The organism is Tabrizicola caldifontis (assembly GCF_004762095.1).
GTDB classification, from domain to species: Bacteria; Pseudomonadota; Alphaproteobacteria; order Rhodobacterales; family Rhodobacteraceae; genus Tabrizicola; species Tabrizicola caldifontis.
Window position 1 is genome coordinate 179,209 of record NZ_SIJH01000001.1, and the last position, 17,279, is coordinate 196,487.

Annotated in this window: 16 protein-coding genes; 15 read left to right on the top strand and 1 reads right to left on the bottom strand. The window is 65.9% G+C overall.

Annotated features, from left to right (window positions below):
* Positions 1-116 precede the first annotated feature (116 nt).
* The 15 genes from bchF (at position 117) to EYB42_RS00945 (ending at position 16,093) form a co-directional block, all read left to right on the top strand.
* Positions 117-614 (top strand): 2-vinyl bacteriochlorophyllide hydratase, encoded by a 498-nt coding sequence (bchF, locus tag EYB42_RS00875; protein WP_135447166.1) that lies wholly within the window; start codon positions 117-119, stop codon positions 612-614.
* Positions 611-1,888, top strand: coding sequence for a ferredoxin:protochlorophyllide reductase (ATP-dependent) subunit N (locus EYB42_RS00880; RefSeq protein ID WP_135447168.1), 1,278 nt, complete (start codon positions 611-613; stop codon positions 1,886-1,888). The genes bchF and EYB42_RS00880 overlap by 4 nt, the downstream gene beginning before the upstream one ends.
* Positions 1,885-3,423 carry a ferredoxin:protochlorophyllide reductase (ATP-dependent) subunit B gene (gene bchB / locus EYB42_RS00885; protein WP_135447170.1) on the top strand — a complete coding sequence of 513 codons (1,539 nt, stop codon included), beginning with the start codon at positions 1,885-1,887 and terminating at the stop codon, positions 3,421-3,423. Before EYB42_RS00880 ends, bchB begins: the two co-directional genes overlap by 4 nt.
* On the top strand, positions 3,413-6,991 hold the full coding sequence (locus EYB42_RS00890; RefSeq protein ID WP_135447172.1) for a magnesium chelatase subunit H: 3,579 nt from the start codon (positions 3,413-3,415) through the stop codon (positions 6,989-6,991). The genes bchB and EYB42_RS00890 overlap by 11 nt, the downstream gene beginning before the upstream one ends.
* A 79-nt stretch (positions 6,992-7,070) precedes the next feature.
* The gene (gene bchL / locus EYB42_RS00895) at positions 7,071-7,973 is read left to right on the top strand and encodes a ferredoxin:protochlorophyllide reductase (ATP-dependent) iron-sulfur ATP-binding protein (protein ID WP_135447174.1); all 903 of its coding nucleotides are present in this window, start codon (positions 7,071-7,073) and stop codon (positions 7,971-7,973) included.
* Positions 7,973-8,638 (top strand): magnesium protoporphyrin IX methyltransferase, encoded by a 666-nt coding sequence (gene bchM / locus EYB42_RS00900; RefSeq protein ID WP_135447176.1) that lies wholly within the window; start codon positions 7,973-7,975, stop codon positions 8,636-8,638. The genes bchL and bchM overlap by 1 nt, the downstream gene beginning before the upstream one ends.
* Positions 8,635-10,068, top strand: coding sequence for a PucC family protein (locus EYB42_RS00905; RefSeq protein ID WP_135447178.1), 1,434 nt, complete (start codon positions 8,635-8,637; stop codon positions 10,066-10,068). The genes bchM and EYB42_RS00905 overlap by 4 nt, the downstream gene beginning before the upstream one ends.
* Positions 10,069-10,086: 18 nt before the next feature.
* Positions 10,087-10,857: a photosynthetic reaction center subunit H gene (gene puhA, locus EYB42_RS00910; protein WP_135447180.1), complete on the top strand. Its 771-nt coding sequence runs from the start codon at positions 10,087-10,089 to the stop codon at positions 10,855-10,857.
* A 65-nt stretch (positions 10,858-10,922) separates the two neighbouring features.
* Positions 10,923-11,558: a photosynthetic complex putative assembly protein PuhB gene (gene puhB, locus EYB42_RS00915; protein WP_135447182.1), complete on the top strand. Its 636-nt coding sequence runs from the start codon at positions 10,923-10,925 to the stop codon at positions 11,556-11,558.
* Positions 11,559-11,571: 13 nt separating this feature from the next.
* Positions 11,572-12,033: a photosynthetic complex assembly protein PuhC gene (gene puhC, locus EYB42_RS00920; RefSeq protein ID WP_135447184.1), complete on the top strand. Its 462-nt coding sequence runs from the start codon at positions 11,572-11,574 to the stop codon at positions 12,031-12,033.
* A gap of 12 nt (positions 12,034-12,045) precedes the next feature.
* A complete protein-coding gene (locus EYB42_RS00925) occupies positions 12,046-12,342 on the top strand; it encodes a hypothetical protein (RefSeq protein ID WP_135447186.1) in 297 nt (98 codons plus the stop codon).
* A complete protein-coding gene (acsF, locus tag EYB42_RS00930; RefSeq protein ID WP_394346476.1) occupies positions 12,339-13,433 on the top strand; it encodes a magnesium-protoporphyrin IX monomethyl ester (oxidative) cyclase in 1,095 nt (364 codons plus the stop codon). Before EYB42_RS00925 ends, acsF begins: the two co-directional genes overlap by 4 nt.
* Positions 13,434-13,530: 97 nt before the next feature.
* Positions 13,531-14,331: a putative photosynthetic complex assembly protein PuhE gene (gene puhE, locus EYB42_RS00935; protein WP_135447188.1), complete on the top strand. Its 801-nt coding sequence runs from the start codon at positions 13,531-13,533 to the stop codon at positions 14,329-14,331.
* 5 nt (positions 14,332-14,336) lie between these two features.
* Positions 14,337-15,545, top strand: a complete 1,209-nt coding sequence (gene hemA, locus EYB42_RS00940) for a 5-aminolevulinate synthase (RefSeq protein WP_135447190.1) — start codon at positions 14,337-14,339, stop codon at positions 15,543-15,545.
* Between the two features lie 74 nt (positions 15,546-15,619).
* Positions 15,620-16,093, top strand: a complete 474-nt coding sequence (locus EYB42_RS00945; RefSeq protein ID WP_135447193.1) for a c-type cytochrome — start codon at positions 15,620-15,622, stop codon at positions 16,091-16,093.
* Positions 16,094-16,154: 61 nt separating this feature from the next.
* Here the strand turns inward: EYB42_RS00945 and EYB42_RS00950 are convergent, their stop codons facing one another.
* Positions 16,155-17,264, bottom strand: a complete 1,110-nt coding sequence (locus EYB42_RS00950; protein WP_135447195.1) for a hypothetical protein — start codon at positions 17,262-17,264, stop codon at positions 16,155-16,157.
* Between the last annotated feature and the right edge of the window lie 15 nt (positions 17,265-17,279).

The window sequence follows — 17,279 nt, forward strand, 5'->3', positions numbered from 1 at the left end:
CGCCACCAAAATGCTGCACGACATGTCAGGGTCATCTATGTAAGTTTTAGTTGACACACTGTCCTGCTGATCTAGGCTCAGTATCGGAACCGGCCCTGGGGAGGGGCATGCAGGCGATGCGGACGACCCAAGTCAACGGCTCAAGGCAACTGCTCTACACGCCCGAAGAGCGCGCGCGCCGCGATGCCTCGCGCTGGACAGTGGTGCAGGCAATCCTCGCTCCGGCGCAGTTTCTGGTCTTCCTGATTTCGCTGGCGCTGGTGCTGCGGTTTCTCTGGACCGGCGAAGGCTATGGCGCGGCGACAGTCTCGATCCTGGTCAAGACCGGGTTCCTGTATCTGATCATGGTGACCGGCGCGATATGGGAGAAGGAGGTCTTCGGCCAGTATCTCTTTGCCCCAGCCTTTTTCTGGGAAGACGTGTTCAGCTTTGCCGTCATCGCCCTGCACACGCTGTATCTTTACGCACTGCTGGGCGAACGCTTCACGCCGCACGGGCTGATGTTCATCGCCCTTGCCGCCTATCTTGCCTATGTCGTCAATGCCGGGCAGTTCCTGTGGAAGCTGCGCCGCGCCCGGCTGGACATGGCCCCGGCAGAGGGGGCGCGGGCATGAGCCTCGACACCCCGATCCGGTCCTGCCGCGACACCCCCGTCCTGAAGGAAAGGGGCCAGCGCGAGGTGTTCTGCGGGCTGACCGGGATCGTCTGGCTGCATCGCAAGATGCAGGACGCCTTCTTCCTGGTCGTGGGGTCGCGCACCTGCGCGCATCTCCTGCAGGCGGCCGCAGGGGTGATGATCTTTGCCGAGCCGCGCTTCGGCACGGCGATTCTCGAAGAGAAGGATCTTGCCGGTCTTGCGGACGCCAATGCCGAGCTTGACCGCGAGGTTGCCCGCCTTCTGTCACGCCGCCCTGACATCCGGCAGCTGTTCCTGGTCGGCTCCTGCCCCTCCGAGGTCATCAAGCTGGATCTGGCCCGCGCGGCGGAACGGCTGAACGCGACGCATGCCCCGCATGTGCGGGTGCTGAACTACTCCGGCTCGGGCATCGAGACGACCTTCACCGAAGGCGAGGATGCCTGTCTGGAGGCGATGGTGCCCGGCCTGCCCGCCACGCAGGATCAGGGGCTTCTGGTGGTGGGCGCCCTGCCGGATGTGGTTGAAGACCAGATGCTTGGCCTTTTGACCGCAATCGGCGTACCGAACGTCCGCTGCCTGCCTGCGCGCCGTTCGGCCGATCTGCCGGCAGTCGGTCCGAATACCCGTGTCGCGTTGGTTCAGCCCTTCCTTGGCGCGACCCATGCGGCGCTGGTGAAGCGCGGGGCGCAGCATATCTCGGCCCCCTTCCCCTTCGGCGCCGAGGGCACGACGCTCTGGCTTCATGCCGTGGCCGCCGCCTTCGGCATCCCGCGCGCGCGGGTGGAGGCGGTGATCGCCGCCCCGCGTGCCAGGGCGGAACGGGCACTCGCCTCGGTCAGCGAGACCCTGCGCGGCAAACGCATCTTCTTCTTCCCCGACAGCCAGCTGGAAATTCCGCTGGCCCGGTTCCTCGCCCGCGAATGCGGCATGGTCCCGGTCGAGGTCGGCACGCCCTACCTGCACCGCGAGCTGATGGAACCAGAGCTGGACCTCTTGCCGGAAGGGCCGGTCCTGTCGGAAGGCCAGGACGTCGAACGCCAGCTCGACCGGGTCCGTGCGGCGCGGCCGAACCTCACGGTCTGCGGCCTTGGCCTTGCCAACCCGCTTGAGGCCGAGGGGCTGGCCACGAAATGGGCCATCGAACTGGTGTTCACCCCGGTCCACTTCTACGAACAGGCCGCCGATCTTGCCGGCCTTTTCGCCCGCCCGCTGCGCCGTCGCGCGCTGCTTGCGCCGGAGGTCGCGGTATGAAGCTGACGCTCTGGACATATGAAGGCCCGCCCCATGTTGGCGCGATGCGCGTCGCCACGGCGATGAAGGGCCTGCACTATGTCCTGCACGCGCCGCAGGGCGATACCTACGCCGACCTTCTGTTCACGATGATCGAGCGGCGCAATCATCGCCCGCCGGTCACCTACACCACCTTTCAGGCCCGCGACCTTGGCGCCGATACCGCGAACCTGTTCAAGGATGCGGCGCGCGATGCTTTCCAGCGCTTTGCCCCGCAGGCGATGATCGTCGGAGCCTCCTGCACGGCCGAACTGATCCAGGACGACCCCGGCGGCCTCGCCGAGGCGCTGGCCCTGCCCGTCCCGGTCATCACGTTGGAGCTGCCCTCCTACAGCCGCAAGGAAAACTTCGGCGCGGACGAGACCTTCTTCCAGATCGTCAAGGCGCTGGCCCGGCCGGTGGAGCGGACCGAGGCCGTGACCTGCAACCTTCTTGGGCCAACCGCGCTTGGCTTCCGCCACCGTGACGATGTGGCGGAACTGACGAAACTCCTCGGCTCCATGGGCATCGCGGTCAACGTCTGCGCGCCGCTGGATGCCACGCCCGCCGCCATCACGCGCCTCGGCGCGGCGCATTTCAACGTGCTGATGTATCCCGAGACCGCCGAGACCGCCGCCCGTCATCTGGAAAAGACGCTGAACCAACCCTTCACGCGGCTAGTCCCGATCGGCACCCATGCCACCCGCGACTTCCTGGCCGAGGTCGCCCAGCTTTCCGGCCTGCCGCTGCCGCCAGAGACCGGCCTCAGCCAGCCCTGGTATGCGGCCAGCGTGGACTCGACCTACCTCACCGGCAAGCGCGTCTTCATCTTCGGCGACGGCACCCACGCCATCGCCGCCGCCCGCATTGCCGCGCGCGAAATCGGGTTCGAGGTTGTCGGCCTTGGCTGCTACAACCGCGAACAGGCCCGCCCGGTCCGCGCCGCCGCCAAGACCTATGGCCTGGAGGCGCTGATCACCGACGACTATCTGGAGGTCGAGGCCGAGATCGCCCGCCTGCAACCAGAACTCATCCTCGGCACGCAGATGGAGCGTCACATCGCCAAGCGGCTGGGCATCCCCTGCGCCGTGATCAGCGCGCCGGTGCATGTGCAGGACTTCCCGGCCCGCTACAGCCCCCAGATGGGGTTCGAGGGCGCGAACGTGATCTTCGACACCTGGGTTCACCCCCTGGTCATGGGGCTGGAGGAACACCTCCTGACCATGTTCCGCGAGGATTTCGAATTCCACGACGCCGCCGGCCCCAGCCACCACGGGGCCAAGGCCGTGGCTCGCGAAGCAGAGGCCGAGGTTGAGATTCTGGAGCGCGAAGCGCCTGTCGAGGCCGCTTCGGGCGAGGTCATCTGGCTGGCCGATGCCGAACGCGAGTTGAAGAAGATCCCCTTCTTCGTGCGGGGCAAGGCCAAGCGCAACACCGAGAAATTCGCTGTCGAGCGCGGGGTCACTGCGATTTCGATCGACACTCTCTACGAGGCGAAGGCCCATTATGCGCGATGACCGGCACATCCAGGCCGAAAGGGTTACGGCGAAGGAACGGGTGTCCTATCGCTTCGTGATCCTGACGCTTGATGCCCATGCCGCCGGCCCCGCCGCCCGCATCGCCCCACGACTTACGAAGGTCTTTCCCGGGATCGAGGTCAGCGTCCACGCGGCCGCCGAATGGGCCGAAAACCCCTCGGCCCTCGCCCGGGCGCGCGCCGCCGTGGCCGAGGCGAACATCGTCGTCGCGAACCTTCTGTTCATCGAGGAGCACATCACTGCAATCCTGCCTGCCTTGCAGGAGGCGCGGCCGCGCCTCGATGCCATGGTGGGCGTGATCGCCGATCCGCAGATCGTCAAGCTGACGAGGATGGGCGATCTGGACATGTCCAGGCCCGCCTCCGGCGCCATGGCCTTTCTGAAGAAGCTGCGCGGGAACTCGGCCCCCTCCGCCTCGTCCGGGCAGAAGCAGATGGCGCTCTTGCGCCGCCTGCCGAAGATCCTGCGCTGGATCCCGGGCAAGGCACAGGACATGCGCGCCTGGTTCCTGTCGATGCAATACTGGCTGGGCGGCTCGGACGACAATCTGGAGGCAATGATCCGCTTTCTCGTCTCGCGCTATGCCGCGAACCCGGAGTGGCGCAAAGTCAAGGCGGCAGAGCCCATCGACTACCCGGAGGTCGGACTTTACCATCCGGACCTCAAGGCCCGCATCACCACCGACCCGCGCGATCTGCCCCAACCCAAGGGGGCGACGGCCACGGTCGGCCTTCTGATGCTGCGCTCCTACATCCTGGCGGGCGACACCGCGCACTATGACGCCGTGATCCGTGCCTTCGAGGCGAAGGGCATCGCCTGCCTGCCCGCCTTCGCCGGGGGACTGGATGGCCGCCCCGCGATTGACGCCTACCTTCAGGGCCGCGTCGAAGCGCTGGTGTCGCTGACCGGCTTCAGCCTGGTCGGTGGCCCGGCCTACAACGACAGTCCGGCGGCAGTCGCGGCCCTGACGGCGCTTGATGTGCCTTATATCGCCGCGCATCCGCTGGAGTTCCAGACGCTTGGGCAGTGGCAGGCCTCCTCGGGCGGCCTCGGCCCGGTGGAAACCACCATGCTTGTGGCCCTGCCGGAAATCGACGGGGCGTCGAATCCAACCGTCTTTGCCGGCCGCCACGGGGCCGAGGGGTGCAACGGCTGCGGCCGGACCTGTCGTGCCGTCAGCGCCGAGGCGCTGGAAACGCGCGTCATGGCGGCCTGCCCTGAACGGGTAGATGCGCTTGCCGACAAGGTGGCCCGGCTGGCGCGGCTGCGGGCATCACAAGCCAGGGACCGCAGGATCGCCGTCATCCTGTACGGCTTTCCGCCAAATGCCGGGGCTGCCGGAACCGCCGCCTATCTTGGGGTCTTCGAAAGCCTTTACAACGTCCTGCACGCCATGGCGCGGGAGGGCTACGATCTGACCCCGCCTGCCAGCGTCGAGGCGCTGCGCGAGGCCGTACTGCACGGCAACGCCGCCCGTTACGGCCAGCCAGCGAACGTGCATGTCACGATCCCGGCCTCCGAGATCGTCGCCCGCAGCCGCTGGCTGCAGGAAACCGAAGCTGCCTGGGGCCCCGCCCCCGGCCGTATCCAGACCGACGGGCGCGGTGTGCACGTTCTGGGGGCGCAGTTCGGCAAGGTCTTTGTCGGGTTGCAGCCTGTCTTCGGCTACGAGGGCGACCCGATGCGCCTTCTGTTCGAGAAGGGTTTCGCGCCGACCCATGCCTTCACCACCTTCTACCGCTGGCTGCGCGAGGATTTCGGGGCCGATGCGCTTTTGCACTTCGGGATGCATGGCGCGCTGGAGTTCATGCCAGGCAAACAGGCGGGGGTCGGCGGTTCCTGCTGGCCTGACCGGCTGATCGGCAACCTGCCCAACGTCTATCTTTATGCGGCCAACAACCCGTCCGAGGCGACGCTGGCCAAGCGCCGGTCGAATGCGATCACGGTCACGCATCTGACCCCGCCCTTGGCCCGCGCCGGCCTGTACAAGGGGCTCGCCGACCTCAAGGACACGCTGACCCGACTGCGCGCTGTGGCCCCCGATGCGCCCGAGCGCGAGGAGCTGGCCCTACTGGCAGCCGAACAGGCGGCCGTGGTCGACCTGTCGGGCGACCCCGAGACGCTGTGGCTGAAGGTGCTGGAAACCGAAGGCGCGCTGATCACCGACGGGCTGCATGTCCTGGGCAAGAAGCCCGATCCGGCGGCGCTGGAAGAGCTTCTGTCGCTGATCCCAGAGGAGGCCCGGGCCGAGGCCGCGCGGGATCTGACGCAGGACACGGAAATCCCCGCGCTGATGCGCGCGCTTGGCGGGCACTACATCCCGCCCGTCCCCGGCGGCGACCTGATCCGCAGCCCGGCGATCCTGCCCACGGGCCGCAACATCCACGCCTTCGACCCTTTCCGCATGCCCACGGCCTTTGCGCTGGCCGATGGCGCGGCGCAGGCGCAGCGTCTGCTCGATGCGCATGACCGCCTGCCGCAAACCGTGGCTCTGGTCCTCTGGGGATCGGACAACATCAAGTCGGACGGTGGGCCGATCGCCCAGGCACTGGCGCTGATGGGGGCAAGGCCGCGCTTCGACCATTACGGTCGCCTGTCGGGTGCCGACCTGATCCCCCTGGCCCAGCTTGGCCGCCCGAGGATCGACGTGGTGATGACGCTGTCGGGCATCTTCCGCGACCTTCTGCCCCTGCAGACCCGGATGCTGGCCGAAGCCGCATGGAAATGCGCCAGCGCCGACGAGCCGCCGGCGCAGAACTTCATCCGCGCTCATTCGCTGGCCTATGCCGAGGAGATGGGCGTTGATCTGCAAACCGCCGCGTTGCGGGTGTTCTCGAACGCCGAAGGCGCCTACGGGGCGAACGTGAATGTGCTGGTCGGCTCGTCCGCCTTCGGCGACGAGGACGAGCTGGCCGACGCCTACGAGGCGCGCAAGAGCTTTGCCTATGGCGTGAACGGCAAGCCCGGGAAGCAGCCCGCGCTGTTGCAAAAGGCGCTGCGCGATGTGGACCTGGCCTATCAGAACCTCGAGTCGGTCGAACTCGGCGTGACCACGGTCGACCACTATTTCGACACTCTGGGCGGCATCGCCCGCGCGGTGAAGCGCGCGCGCGGCGGACAGGCGACCCCGGTCTACATCGGCGACCAGACGCGGGGCGGCGGCAAGGTGCGCACGCTTCAGGACCAGATCGCGCTGGAAACACGCTCGCGCAGCCTGAACCCCAGGTTCTACGAGGGCCTTCTGCGCCACGGGGCGGAAGGCGTCCGCCAGATCGAGGCGCAGGTGTCCAACACTCTGGGCTGGTCGGCCACCACGGGACATGTGGACCCCTGGGTCTATCAGCGCCTGTCAGAGACCTTCGTGCTGGACGAGGCAATGCGCCGGCGCCTTGCGGCGCTGAACCCCGAAGCCTCCAGCCGCATGGCGTCGAAGCTTCTGGAAGCCTCGAACCGCAACTACTGGCAACCCGATCCCGCGACCCTCGCCGCACTGCAACGCGCTGCCGACGAGCTTGAGGATCGAATGGAAGGGATCGCGGCGGAATGATGCAGGTCCGTTTCCCATTTGCCCTCTGCGTCCCGGACCTGATCCGGGGCGGGGATCCCCTATCGCAAAGGATCGCGCCATGAGCCCGAGAGACGACATTCCCAGCCTTCGGGGCCTGGACGGCGAGGGGTCGGTGCAGGTGCATCTGGACCCGACGCAGAGGATCGAGGGGGCCAAGGTGTTTTCAGTCTACGGCAAGGGGGGCATCGGGAAATCGACCACCTCGTCGAACCTGTCGGCGGCCTTTGCCATGCTGGGCAAGCGCGTGTTGCAGATCGGCTGCGACCCGAAGCACGACAGCACCTTCACCCTGACGGGGCGGTTGCAGCCCACGGTGATCGACATCCTGAAAGAGGTCGATTTCCACGCCGAGGAATTGCGGCCCGAGGATTTCGTGACCGAAGGCTTCGGCGGCGTGAAATGCGTCGAGGCCGGCGGGCCCCCGGCCGGCACCGGCTGCGGCGGCTATGTCGTGGGGCAGACGGTCAAGCTTCTGAAGCAGCATCACCTGCTGGATGACACCGACGTGGTGATATTCGACGTCCTCGGCGACGTGGTCTGCGGCGGGTTTGCCGCGCCCCTGCAACATGCCGACCGCGCGGTGATCGTGACCGCGAACGACTTCGACTCGATCTACGCGATGAACCGCATCATCGCCGCCGTGCAGGCGAAATCGTCGAACTACAAGGTCAGGCTTGCGGGCTGTGTGGCCAACCGCAGCCGCGCCACCGACGAGGTGGACCGCTATTGCGAAAGGGTCGGCTTCAACCGCCTGGCCCATATGCCCGACATCGACGCGATCCGCCGCTCGCGCCTGAAGAAGAAGACGCTTTTCGAAATGCCGGACGAGGAAGACATCCTGATCGCCCGCGCCGAATACCTGCGGCTTGCGGAAACGCTGTGGGCCTCGGTCAACCTGCCCGAGACCTTCCCCGAACCGCTGCCCGACCGCGAGATCTTTGAACTGCTGGGGTTCGACTGATGGCCGACTACGCCACCACGCGCGACCGGGTCGAAACCTATTTCGACCGCACCGCCACCAAGGCATGGGAGCGGCTGACCTCGGACGCGCCCGTGTCCCGCATCCGCCAGACGGTGCGCGAGGGGCGCGACCGGATGCGCGCGCTGATGCTGTCGCGCCTGCCGGCCGACCTGCGCGGCGCTAGGGTGCTGGATGCCGGCTGCGGCACGGGGACGATGACCGAAGAGCTGGCCAGACGCGGCGCAAAAGTGGTCGCGGCTGACATCTCGCCCAGGCTGGTGCAGATCGCTCATGACCGGCTGGCTGCGGCCCTGAGGCAGCAGGTGACCTTCCACGCCGGCGACATGACCGATCCGGCGCTCGGGGTCTTCGATGCCGTGATGGCGATGGACAGCCTGATCTATTACACCGCCCACGACATCGCCAGCACGCTTGGATCGCTGGGCAAACGGGCCGATCAGGTGGTCTTCACCGTCGCGCCGCGCACACCCCTGCTGATGATCATGTGGCAAGCAGGCAAGCTTTTCCCGCGATCGGACCGATCGCCCGTGATGATCCCGCACGGGTTGAAGGATCTGACCCGTGCCGCCGGCCCCGGCCTGTCGCGCGTCGGCCGCGTGGCACGCGGCTTCTACATCTCGGACTGCCTGGAGTATGTGCCATGATCCTTCGGCAGAAGCATATCAAGGCCCTGTCGCCTGCCTGGATGCCCTTTGCCGAGGCCACGTCCGAGGGGCTTCGCCTGGGCCAGCTCTTGCGGCTGTCGCTGTTCCAGGTCTCGGTCGGGATGGCCACCGTGCTGCTTCTGGGCACGCTGAACCGGGTGATGATCGTCGAACTGTCGGTGCCCGCCATCGTCGTGGCACTGATGATCGCGATTCCCGTGCTTGTGGCCCCGTTCCGCGCGCTCTTGGGTCACCGCAGCGACACCCACAGGTCGGCGATCGGCTGGAAACGGATTCCCTATCTGTGGTTCGGATCGCTATGGCAGATGGGGGGCCTTGCGGTCATGCCCTTCGCACTGATCGTGCTGTCGGGTGACCAGTTCCACGGCCCCGCCTGGGCTGGCGAGGTTCTGGCAGCCCTGGCCTTCCTGATGACCGGCCTTGGCCTGCACATGACCCAGACCGCGGGTCTGGCGCTGGCCAGCGATCGTGCCACGGACGAGACACGCCCCCGCGTCGTCGCGCTGCTTTACGTCATGTTCCTGTTGGGCATGGGTCTGTCGGCAATCATCGTCGGCTGGCTTCTGCGGGATTATGAACCGATCCGTCTGATCCGGGTTGTTCAGGGCTGCGCCCTGGCCACACTGGCGCTGAACCTGATCGCATTGTGGAAGCAGGAGAAGGTCCGCCCGATGACCCGCGAGGAACGCGAGGCCCCCCGGCCCCGCTTCCGCGATGCCTGGGCCGACCTGATGGCGGGTGGGCGGGCCGGGCGGCTTCTTGCGGTTGTGGTGCTGGGCACGCTTGCCTTCAACATGCAGGACGTGCTGCTGGAGCCTTATGGCGGCGAGGTGCTGGGCCTTTCGGTCGGCATGACCACGCTGCTGACAGGCACCTATGCCTTCGGCGCCCTGGTCGGCTTCCTGCTGGCCGCGCGCTGGCTGGCGCAGGGCCGCGATCCGCACCGTACTGCGGCGCGCGGTCTGCTGGTCGGGCTGGCGGCCTTTTCGGCCGTCATTTTCGCGGGGCCTCTGGGCAGCACGGCGCTGTTTTATGGCGGGGCCTTCCTGATCGGCCTGGGTGCCGGGCTTTTCGCCGTCTCTACCCTGACCGCCGCCATGACGCTGCAAACCTCGGGCACGGGCGCGGGTATTGCGCTGGGCGCCTGGGGCGCGGCGCAGGCGACGGCGGCGGGGCTTTCGATCTTCCTTGGTGGCGCCATGCGCGACATCGTCGGCCATCTGGCCGAGAATGGCTATCTCGGCCCCGCCCTGACCGACCCGACCCTCGGCTACAGTTTCGTGTATCACGCCGAGATAGCCCTTCTGTTCCTGACCCTCGTCGCACTCGGCCCGCTGGTCCGCGTGCAGCCCCTGACCGCAACCCCGAACTCCGGCGACCGCTTCGGCATCGCCGAATTTCCCACCTGACCCACGGAGGACCACCCAATGGTAGGTGTCAACTTCTTCGGCAACTTCGACCTGGCCAGTCTGGCAATCTGGCTGTTCTGGGGCTTCTTCGCCCTGCTGATCTATTACCTGCAGACCGAGAACATGCGCGAAGGCTATCCGCTGGAACTTGAGGATGGCTCGCCCGCCCCGAACCAGGGCCCCTTCCCCGTGCCCAAACCCAAGACCTTCCGCCTGCCACACGGACGCGGCGAGGTCACCGTGCCGTCGGCCGAAAACGAAGCCGCCCACCGCCGCGAGAACCTGGCGCTGGCCCGCACCGCCATCAGCGAAGGTTTCCCACATGCACCGACCGGCAACCCGATGCTGGATGGCGTGGGCCCCGCCTCGTGGGTGCCGCGCCGGGACGAACCGGAACTGGACGGCCACGGCCACAACAAGATCGTGCCCATGTCGAGGCTGGAAGGCTTTGCCATCAGCGCCGGGCGCGACCCGCGCGGGCTGCCGGTGCAGGCCGCCGACCTGGAGGTGGTGGGCCGCGTCTCCGACCTTTGGGTCGACGCGCCGGAACAGCTGGTCCGCTATCTGGAGATCGAACTGAACTCCGGCAAGAAGCGGCTGGTGCCGATGACGATGGCCCGCATCTGGGAAGACCGGGTGCGCATCAACTTCATCGCATCGGACAGCTTCGAGAACATTCCCGCCACCCGGTCCTCGACCGAGGTGACCAAGCTCGAGGAAGACAAGATATCGGGCTTCATTGCCGGCGGCTGGATGTATGACGCCCCCAAGCGCAAGCGGGGCTTCTGACACGCTGACAGCCGGGGACCCGCGCCCGGGCCCCCGGCTTTCACCCCAGATACGGAGGGTCTGACATGTCAGGCCATGACGATTTCGCCTTCGACGCGCTACCAGGGCTGCCGGAACGGCCTCCGCGAGGCGAGCTGATCCTGTGGCAAGGGCGCCCCGACCCCTGGGCACTGGCGCGGGACGCCTACAAGATCCGCTGGTTCGCCGTCTATTTCGCGCTGATCGTGATCTGGCGCGCAGGCGCGGCGTGGGCCGATGGCGGGCTGTCGCTTTCAGTTGCCGTCGGGCTGCCCTATCTGGCGCTCGGCCTTCTGGGCCTCGCAGTGATCTATGCCCTCGCATGGGCTCAGGCGCGGGCGACAACCTACACGCTGACGACCGCTCGCGTGGTGATGCGGATCGGCGCGGCCCTGCCCGTGACCTTCAACATCCCCTTCAGGCAGGTGGGCACAGCCAGCCTCGATCTGCGTCGCGACGGCACCGGGACCATCGCGCTCGAAACCATTGGCGAGACGCGGATCTCCGTTCTGGTAGCCTGGCCGCACCTTCGCCCTGGACACTGGAAGAAGACCCAGCCTGCGCTGCGTTCCATCCCCGATGCGGGGAATGTTGCGCGCATGCTGGCCGAGGCCGCTGAGGCACGTCTGACCCAGCCGGCAATCGTCCGCGAACCGGCGCTGTCGCCGGTCGCAGCGGAATAGAGAGAGGCGGATCATGACGCAATCCCCCAGCCCCTCATTCCGCAACAGTGACAAGGAAATGGTCCCGCGCACGCTTCTTTGGGCGATGTTCGGGCTTGCCATGGCCTCTCTTGCCATCACCACCTTCGCGGTCGTCACCGGGCGCGAGCCCGTCGCCAAGCCTGCCCAGGCCGAGGTCATCCGCGAACGCTGGATCGTGCTTGAAGGCCGCGATGCCCAGGCTGTCACCGTGCGCAACCCCGATGGTTCGGTGCTTCTGGACCTGGCGCACGGCGGATTCGTCACGGTCATCCAGAACGGGCTTGCGACCGAAAGGCGCAAGCACAGGCTCGACCCGCTCTCTCCCTTGCGGATCGTGGAATACGCCAACGGCAGACTTGCCGCCGAAGACCCCCTGACCGGCTGGAGCATCGAGCTTTACGCCTTCGGGGCCGACAACAAGGCCGCGTTCGAACGGCTTCTGGATCAGAAATAGGGAACCACGCTCATGGGACTTTTTACGCGAACCAAGGAAAGGGTGCCCTGCACCGTCGAGGTCAGCCACCGTTTCGAAAGCCTGCACGCCCACGTCCGTTTCAACAATGGCGCCGTCGTCCATCCGGGGGATGAGGTGCTGGTACACGGGGCACCGATCATGGCCGCCTTCGGCGAGGTCATCGTCGAGGACCGCACCGCCACCATCACCCGCGCCACGCCGATCGAACGCCTGTGGACCCGGCTGACCGGCGATTTCGGCTTCATGGAACTGTGCGAGTTTTCCTTCTCCGAGGAGATCCGGCTATGAACATGCACAACAGCGCACATGACGAACTGCATGCCGAGGTGGCGGGCCAGTTCGACACCACCGCGATGGCGACGGAAACCACGCTATTGAACCCGCGCTTTTACACCACGGATTTCGATGAAATAGACCGCATCGACGTGACCCCGGTCCGCAAGGAATGGGACGCGCTTCTGGCACAGATGAAGTCCGACCCGAACAAGGGCCATTTCAAGAAGACAGCCGACTGGAACCAGATCGACTGGGAGGGGATGGAACCGGGCCTGAAGCGCGAGTTCATCGATTTTCTGGTCAGTTCCTGCACCGCCGAGTTTTCGGGCTGCGTCCTTTACAAGGAGATGAAGCGCCGCGGTAACAACCCCGACATCTGCGAGCTGTTCAGCTACATGTCGCGGGATGAGGCACGGCATGCGGGCTTCATCAACGACGCGCTGCGCGAGGCCGGGGTGGCGGTGAACCTCGGCTTCCTGACTAAGGCCAAGAAATACACCTACTTCCGGCCGAAGTTCATCTACTACGCCACCTATCTGTCGGAAAAGATCGGCTACGCCCGTTACATCACGATCTACCGCCACCTCGAAGCGCACCCCGAGCATCGGTTCCACCCGATCTTCAAGTGGTTCAAGGAATGGTGCAACGACGAGTTCAGCCATGGCGAGGCCTTCGCCCTGCTGATGAAGACCGACCCGAAGCTGACGCAAAGCTTCGTCAACAAGCTGTGGATCAAGTTCTTCCTGACCGCGGTCTATTCCACCATGTGGGTCCGCGACCATGCCCGGCCCGAATTCCACAAGGCGCTGGGGGTGGACATCGAATGGTATGACCAGGAGGTGTTCCGCAAGACCTCGACGATCAGCCGCCAGATTTTCCCGATCGAACTGGACATTGACCACCCGCGCTGGAAGCCCCGCCTGAGGGCGATGGAGGCCGCCTTCCGCGACATGGATGCGGCCAAACGGCAGGGTGGCATCGTGGGCAGGCTGAAGGGCTGGGCCGCGGGTGCACGGGCGACGCTGGCCTTTGCCGCGCTTTATACGATCCCGGTCAAGCGTCACGCGCTGCCTGCCAGCGTGCGGCTGGAGCCAAGCTATTGACTGCCACCCCCCATACCGCTGTTCCGGCAGCGGGTGGCCTTGCGGACTGGGCGCGGTCCGCAGGCCTGTGCGGCCCCTCCTTGCGGGGGGGCCGCACATGACAAATCCCTGGATCGCCGCGCTGGTGACTCTGTTCCTGTGGTGGTTCTCCACCGGCGTGATCCTGTGGCGGGTGCGCCATGCCGACCGCGCGGGCGGCACTGCTCACCAGACCTCTGTCCTGCTGGGCCTGCCGCTGCTGCTCGGCGGAATCTGGGGTCTTGGCACGTCGCTGGACGAAGACAGTTCCATCGGCACCTACATCGCCTTCCTGTCGGCCTTGGCCGTCTGGGGCTGGATCGAGCTTGCCTTCCTGTCCGGCGTCATCACCGGCCCGAACACCGACCCCTGCCCCCCCTTCGCGCGCGGCTGGGACCGGTTCTGGCGCGCGACCCTCACGCTGATCTGGCATGAGGCGACGCTGGTGGCCGCCCTTGCCCTTCTGACCTACGCCGCCTGGAACGCTGCAAATCCATTCGGCCTGTACACCTTCGCGCTGCTGTTCTTCGCCCGCGCCTCGGCCAAGCTGAACCTTTACCTCGGGGTGCCCCGGATCAACGTCGAATTCCTGCCGCGCCCGCTGGCACATCTTGCCAGCCACTTCTGCCATGCCCGGATGAACTGGCTGTTCCCGTTCTCGGTCACCGGGCTGACCTTCGCCACCGGCTGCTGGCTGGAGCGCGCTTACGCCGCCCCGACCGATGCCATCATGATCGGCCACATCCTGCTGGCCGTCCTGACCGCCCTCGCCCTTCTGGAACACTGGTTCATGGTCCTGCCCTTGCCCGACCAGAAGCTCTGGCGCTGGATGCTGCCCGACAGCCCCGGCACCGACACCTCGATCCCTGCAAGAAAGTGACGCCCATGGATTTCGCCAGCCACTTCCAAAGCCAGCTCGACGCCCTGAAAGCCGAAGGCAACTATCGCACCTTCGCCGATCTGGAACGCCGCTGCGGCGCATTCCCCCGCGCGAACCGCCATGGCGACACGGTGGAAGAGGTCACCGTCTGGTGCTCGAACGACTATCTCGGCATGGGCCAGCATCCGGAGGTGGTGGCCAGCATGATCGAGACGGTCCGGGCCTGCGGCACAGGGGCCGGCGGCACGCGCAACATCGGCGGCAATTCGGTGCAACACCGTGCGCTCGAGGCGGAATTGGCCGATCTGCACGGCAAGGAGGCGGCGCTTTTGTTCACTTCGGGCTATGTCTCGAACTGGGCGGCGTTGTCCACGCTTGGGGCGCGCATCCCGAACGCGGTCATCCTGTCTGACGAGAAGAACCACGCGAGCATGATCGAGGGCGTGCGCCATTCCCGCGCCGACAAGGTGATCTGGAAGCACAACGACTGGCGCGATCTGGACCGCAAGCTGAACGCCGTGGGCGACCGGCCCAAGATCGTGGCCTTCGAGAGCGTCTATTCCATGGACGGCGACATCGCCCCCATCCGCGAAATCGTCGAGGTATGCGAAGCGCATGGCGCACTGTCCTACATCGACGAGGTGCACGCCGTCGGCATGTATGGCGACCATGGCGGCGGGGTCTCGGAACGCGAGGGGCTCGCGCACCGGATCGACGTTATCGAGGGCACGCTCGGCAAGGCCTTTGGCTGCGTCGGCGGCTACATCACCGGAACCGCCGCCCTGGTCGATTTCGTCCGCAGCTTCGCCAGCGGCTTCATCTTCACCACAGCACTTCCCCCGGCCGTCGCCGCTGCGGCCACCACCTCGATCCGCCACCTGAAAGTGTCGGGCGAGGAACGCGCGCGCCAGAAGGCGAATGTCGCCAAGGTCCGCGCCCGGCTGGACCGCGCGGGCATCCCGCACATGGCCAACGAAAGCCACATCATTCCGGTGATGATCGGCGATCCGGTGAAATGCAGGATGATTTCCGACATCCTGATGGCCGACTGGGGAATCTACGTCCAGCCGATCAACTACCCCACGGTCCCGAAGGGCACCGAACGTCTGCGCATCACGCCGGGGCCCCATCACACCGATGCCGACATCGATCACCTGATCGCCGCGCTTACCGCGCTGTGGAGCCGTTGCGCAATATCACACGCAGTTGCGTGAATTTGGGTGGATGGCCCCTTGTCAAGCCTGATGGGCGGATCACAATGCAGCCGAAACCGAAACGGGAGGATCCCATGCGTTTCACTATGACTGCCCTTGTCTTCGCCAGCCTGTCCGTTCCAGCCTTGGCCCAGGACATCGAGGCCGGGGCCAAGACCTTCAACCAGTGCCAGACATGCCACGTCATCCAGAACGAGGCGGGCGAAACGCTGGCGGGCAAGAATGCCAAGACCGGGCCGAACCTCTACGGACTGCCCGGCCGCGTGATCGGCAGCTATGAGGGGTTCAAGTACGGAGACTCCATTGTCGCTCTGGGCCAGACCGGCGCGGTCTGGGACGAGGCGAGCTTCGTCGAATACGTCCAGAACCCGGCCAAGTTCCTGAAAGAGCGGCTGGGCGACGACAAGGCCAAGTCGAAGATGGCCTTCCAGCTGAAGAAGCCGGAAGACGCGGCGAATGTCTGGGCCTTCATCGCATCGCTGTCGCCGGCCCCGGCGCCGACCGAGGCTGCTCCGGCCGAAGGAGAGGCGGCCCCGGCAACCGAATGATCTGATCCGCCCCGCGCGGACCAGGCCCCCGTCCCCAGCCGGGGCGGGGGCCTTTGGGTTTTCAGCTGCGATTGCAGGTCAGGCTGAGCACCGTCCTGGGATCGCCTGTCAGCCGCATGCCGCCACCCTCGATAATTGCCCGAACGCCATCCACCCAGTCGTTCGCAACCACGTTGTCGCCGACGACCAGAGGTTGCGACGAGGCCAGCCGCCCCGAGCCGATGCCAGCCCCCTCGATTGGCAGCGACATGCCGAAGCCTTCGCCATAGGGCGATTTGCATTGGACAGTCATTCCAAACTTCTGGTCCCCGGCCTCGTAGTCCAGATCGAAACTGAGACCATCCGTTTGGACCGTCACGCGGAAGTCGTTGCTTATGACGCTGTCGCTTGTGCAGGTCATGTCGGCGGCCTTCATGCGTTCCAGGGCCGCCGTATGCTTGCCCTGGCCGAAGAAGCTGAGGATTTCCGACCCTTGCAGAAGCCTTGAGAGATTATCGCTTTCGAAGATGTTGCTATAGGAAATCTCCACGTCGGGACCGGTGATGGTGTAATGCCATTCCCCGTGCAGCCGTAGTTCGGACCTTTCCAGCACCCGGCCGATCTCGCTTTTCAGGTTGGCCGCCTGCGCCCGGTAGCGCTCTGCCTCTTCCAGGGTCATGACGCTGGGCAGCCGGCTCCAATAGGCATGAGCACCCATGGCCCTGCACAGGTCACGATGCATCAACTCGTGCGCAGCCGTGGCGTCGGCAATGGCGTCGCAGGGCGCTCCTGCCACCATTGCTTTGAGCTGGGTCTCCGGCTGCTGGCAGCTGCCGTGAGGCATGGTAACCTCGTCAGGGCCCATGTAGCCTTTGACCTTGGGAAAGGGCAGTCTCATCTTCTGCGCCACATAGCGGTCCCGCATTGCCAGAACCGTGCTCTGGATATCCAGATTGCCGTCCGGATCGGCGTTGGACGTAAGCTTCAGGTTGCGCAGGCGCTGTTCTTCTGCCTTCAGCACTTCGGCCATCTGGCGCATGAACCCTTCCAGGTAGATTGCGTTCCGGTATTCCTGTTGAAGACTTTCCAGATGCGTGCAGGTACAGGCGGGTGGACCGGCCAGCGCCGGAACCGCGACCATCAGGTTTGCGACAAGAAAGGCAAGCGGGGCGAAAATGGGCCTGTGCAGCATCGGCAATTCCTTTCG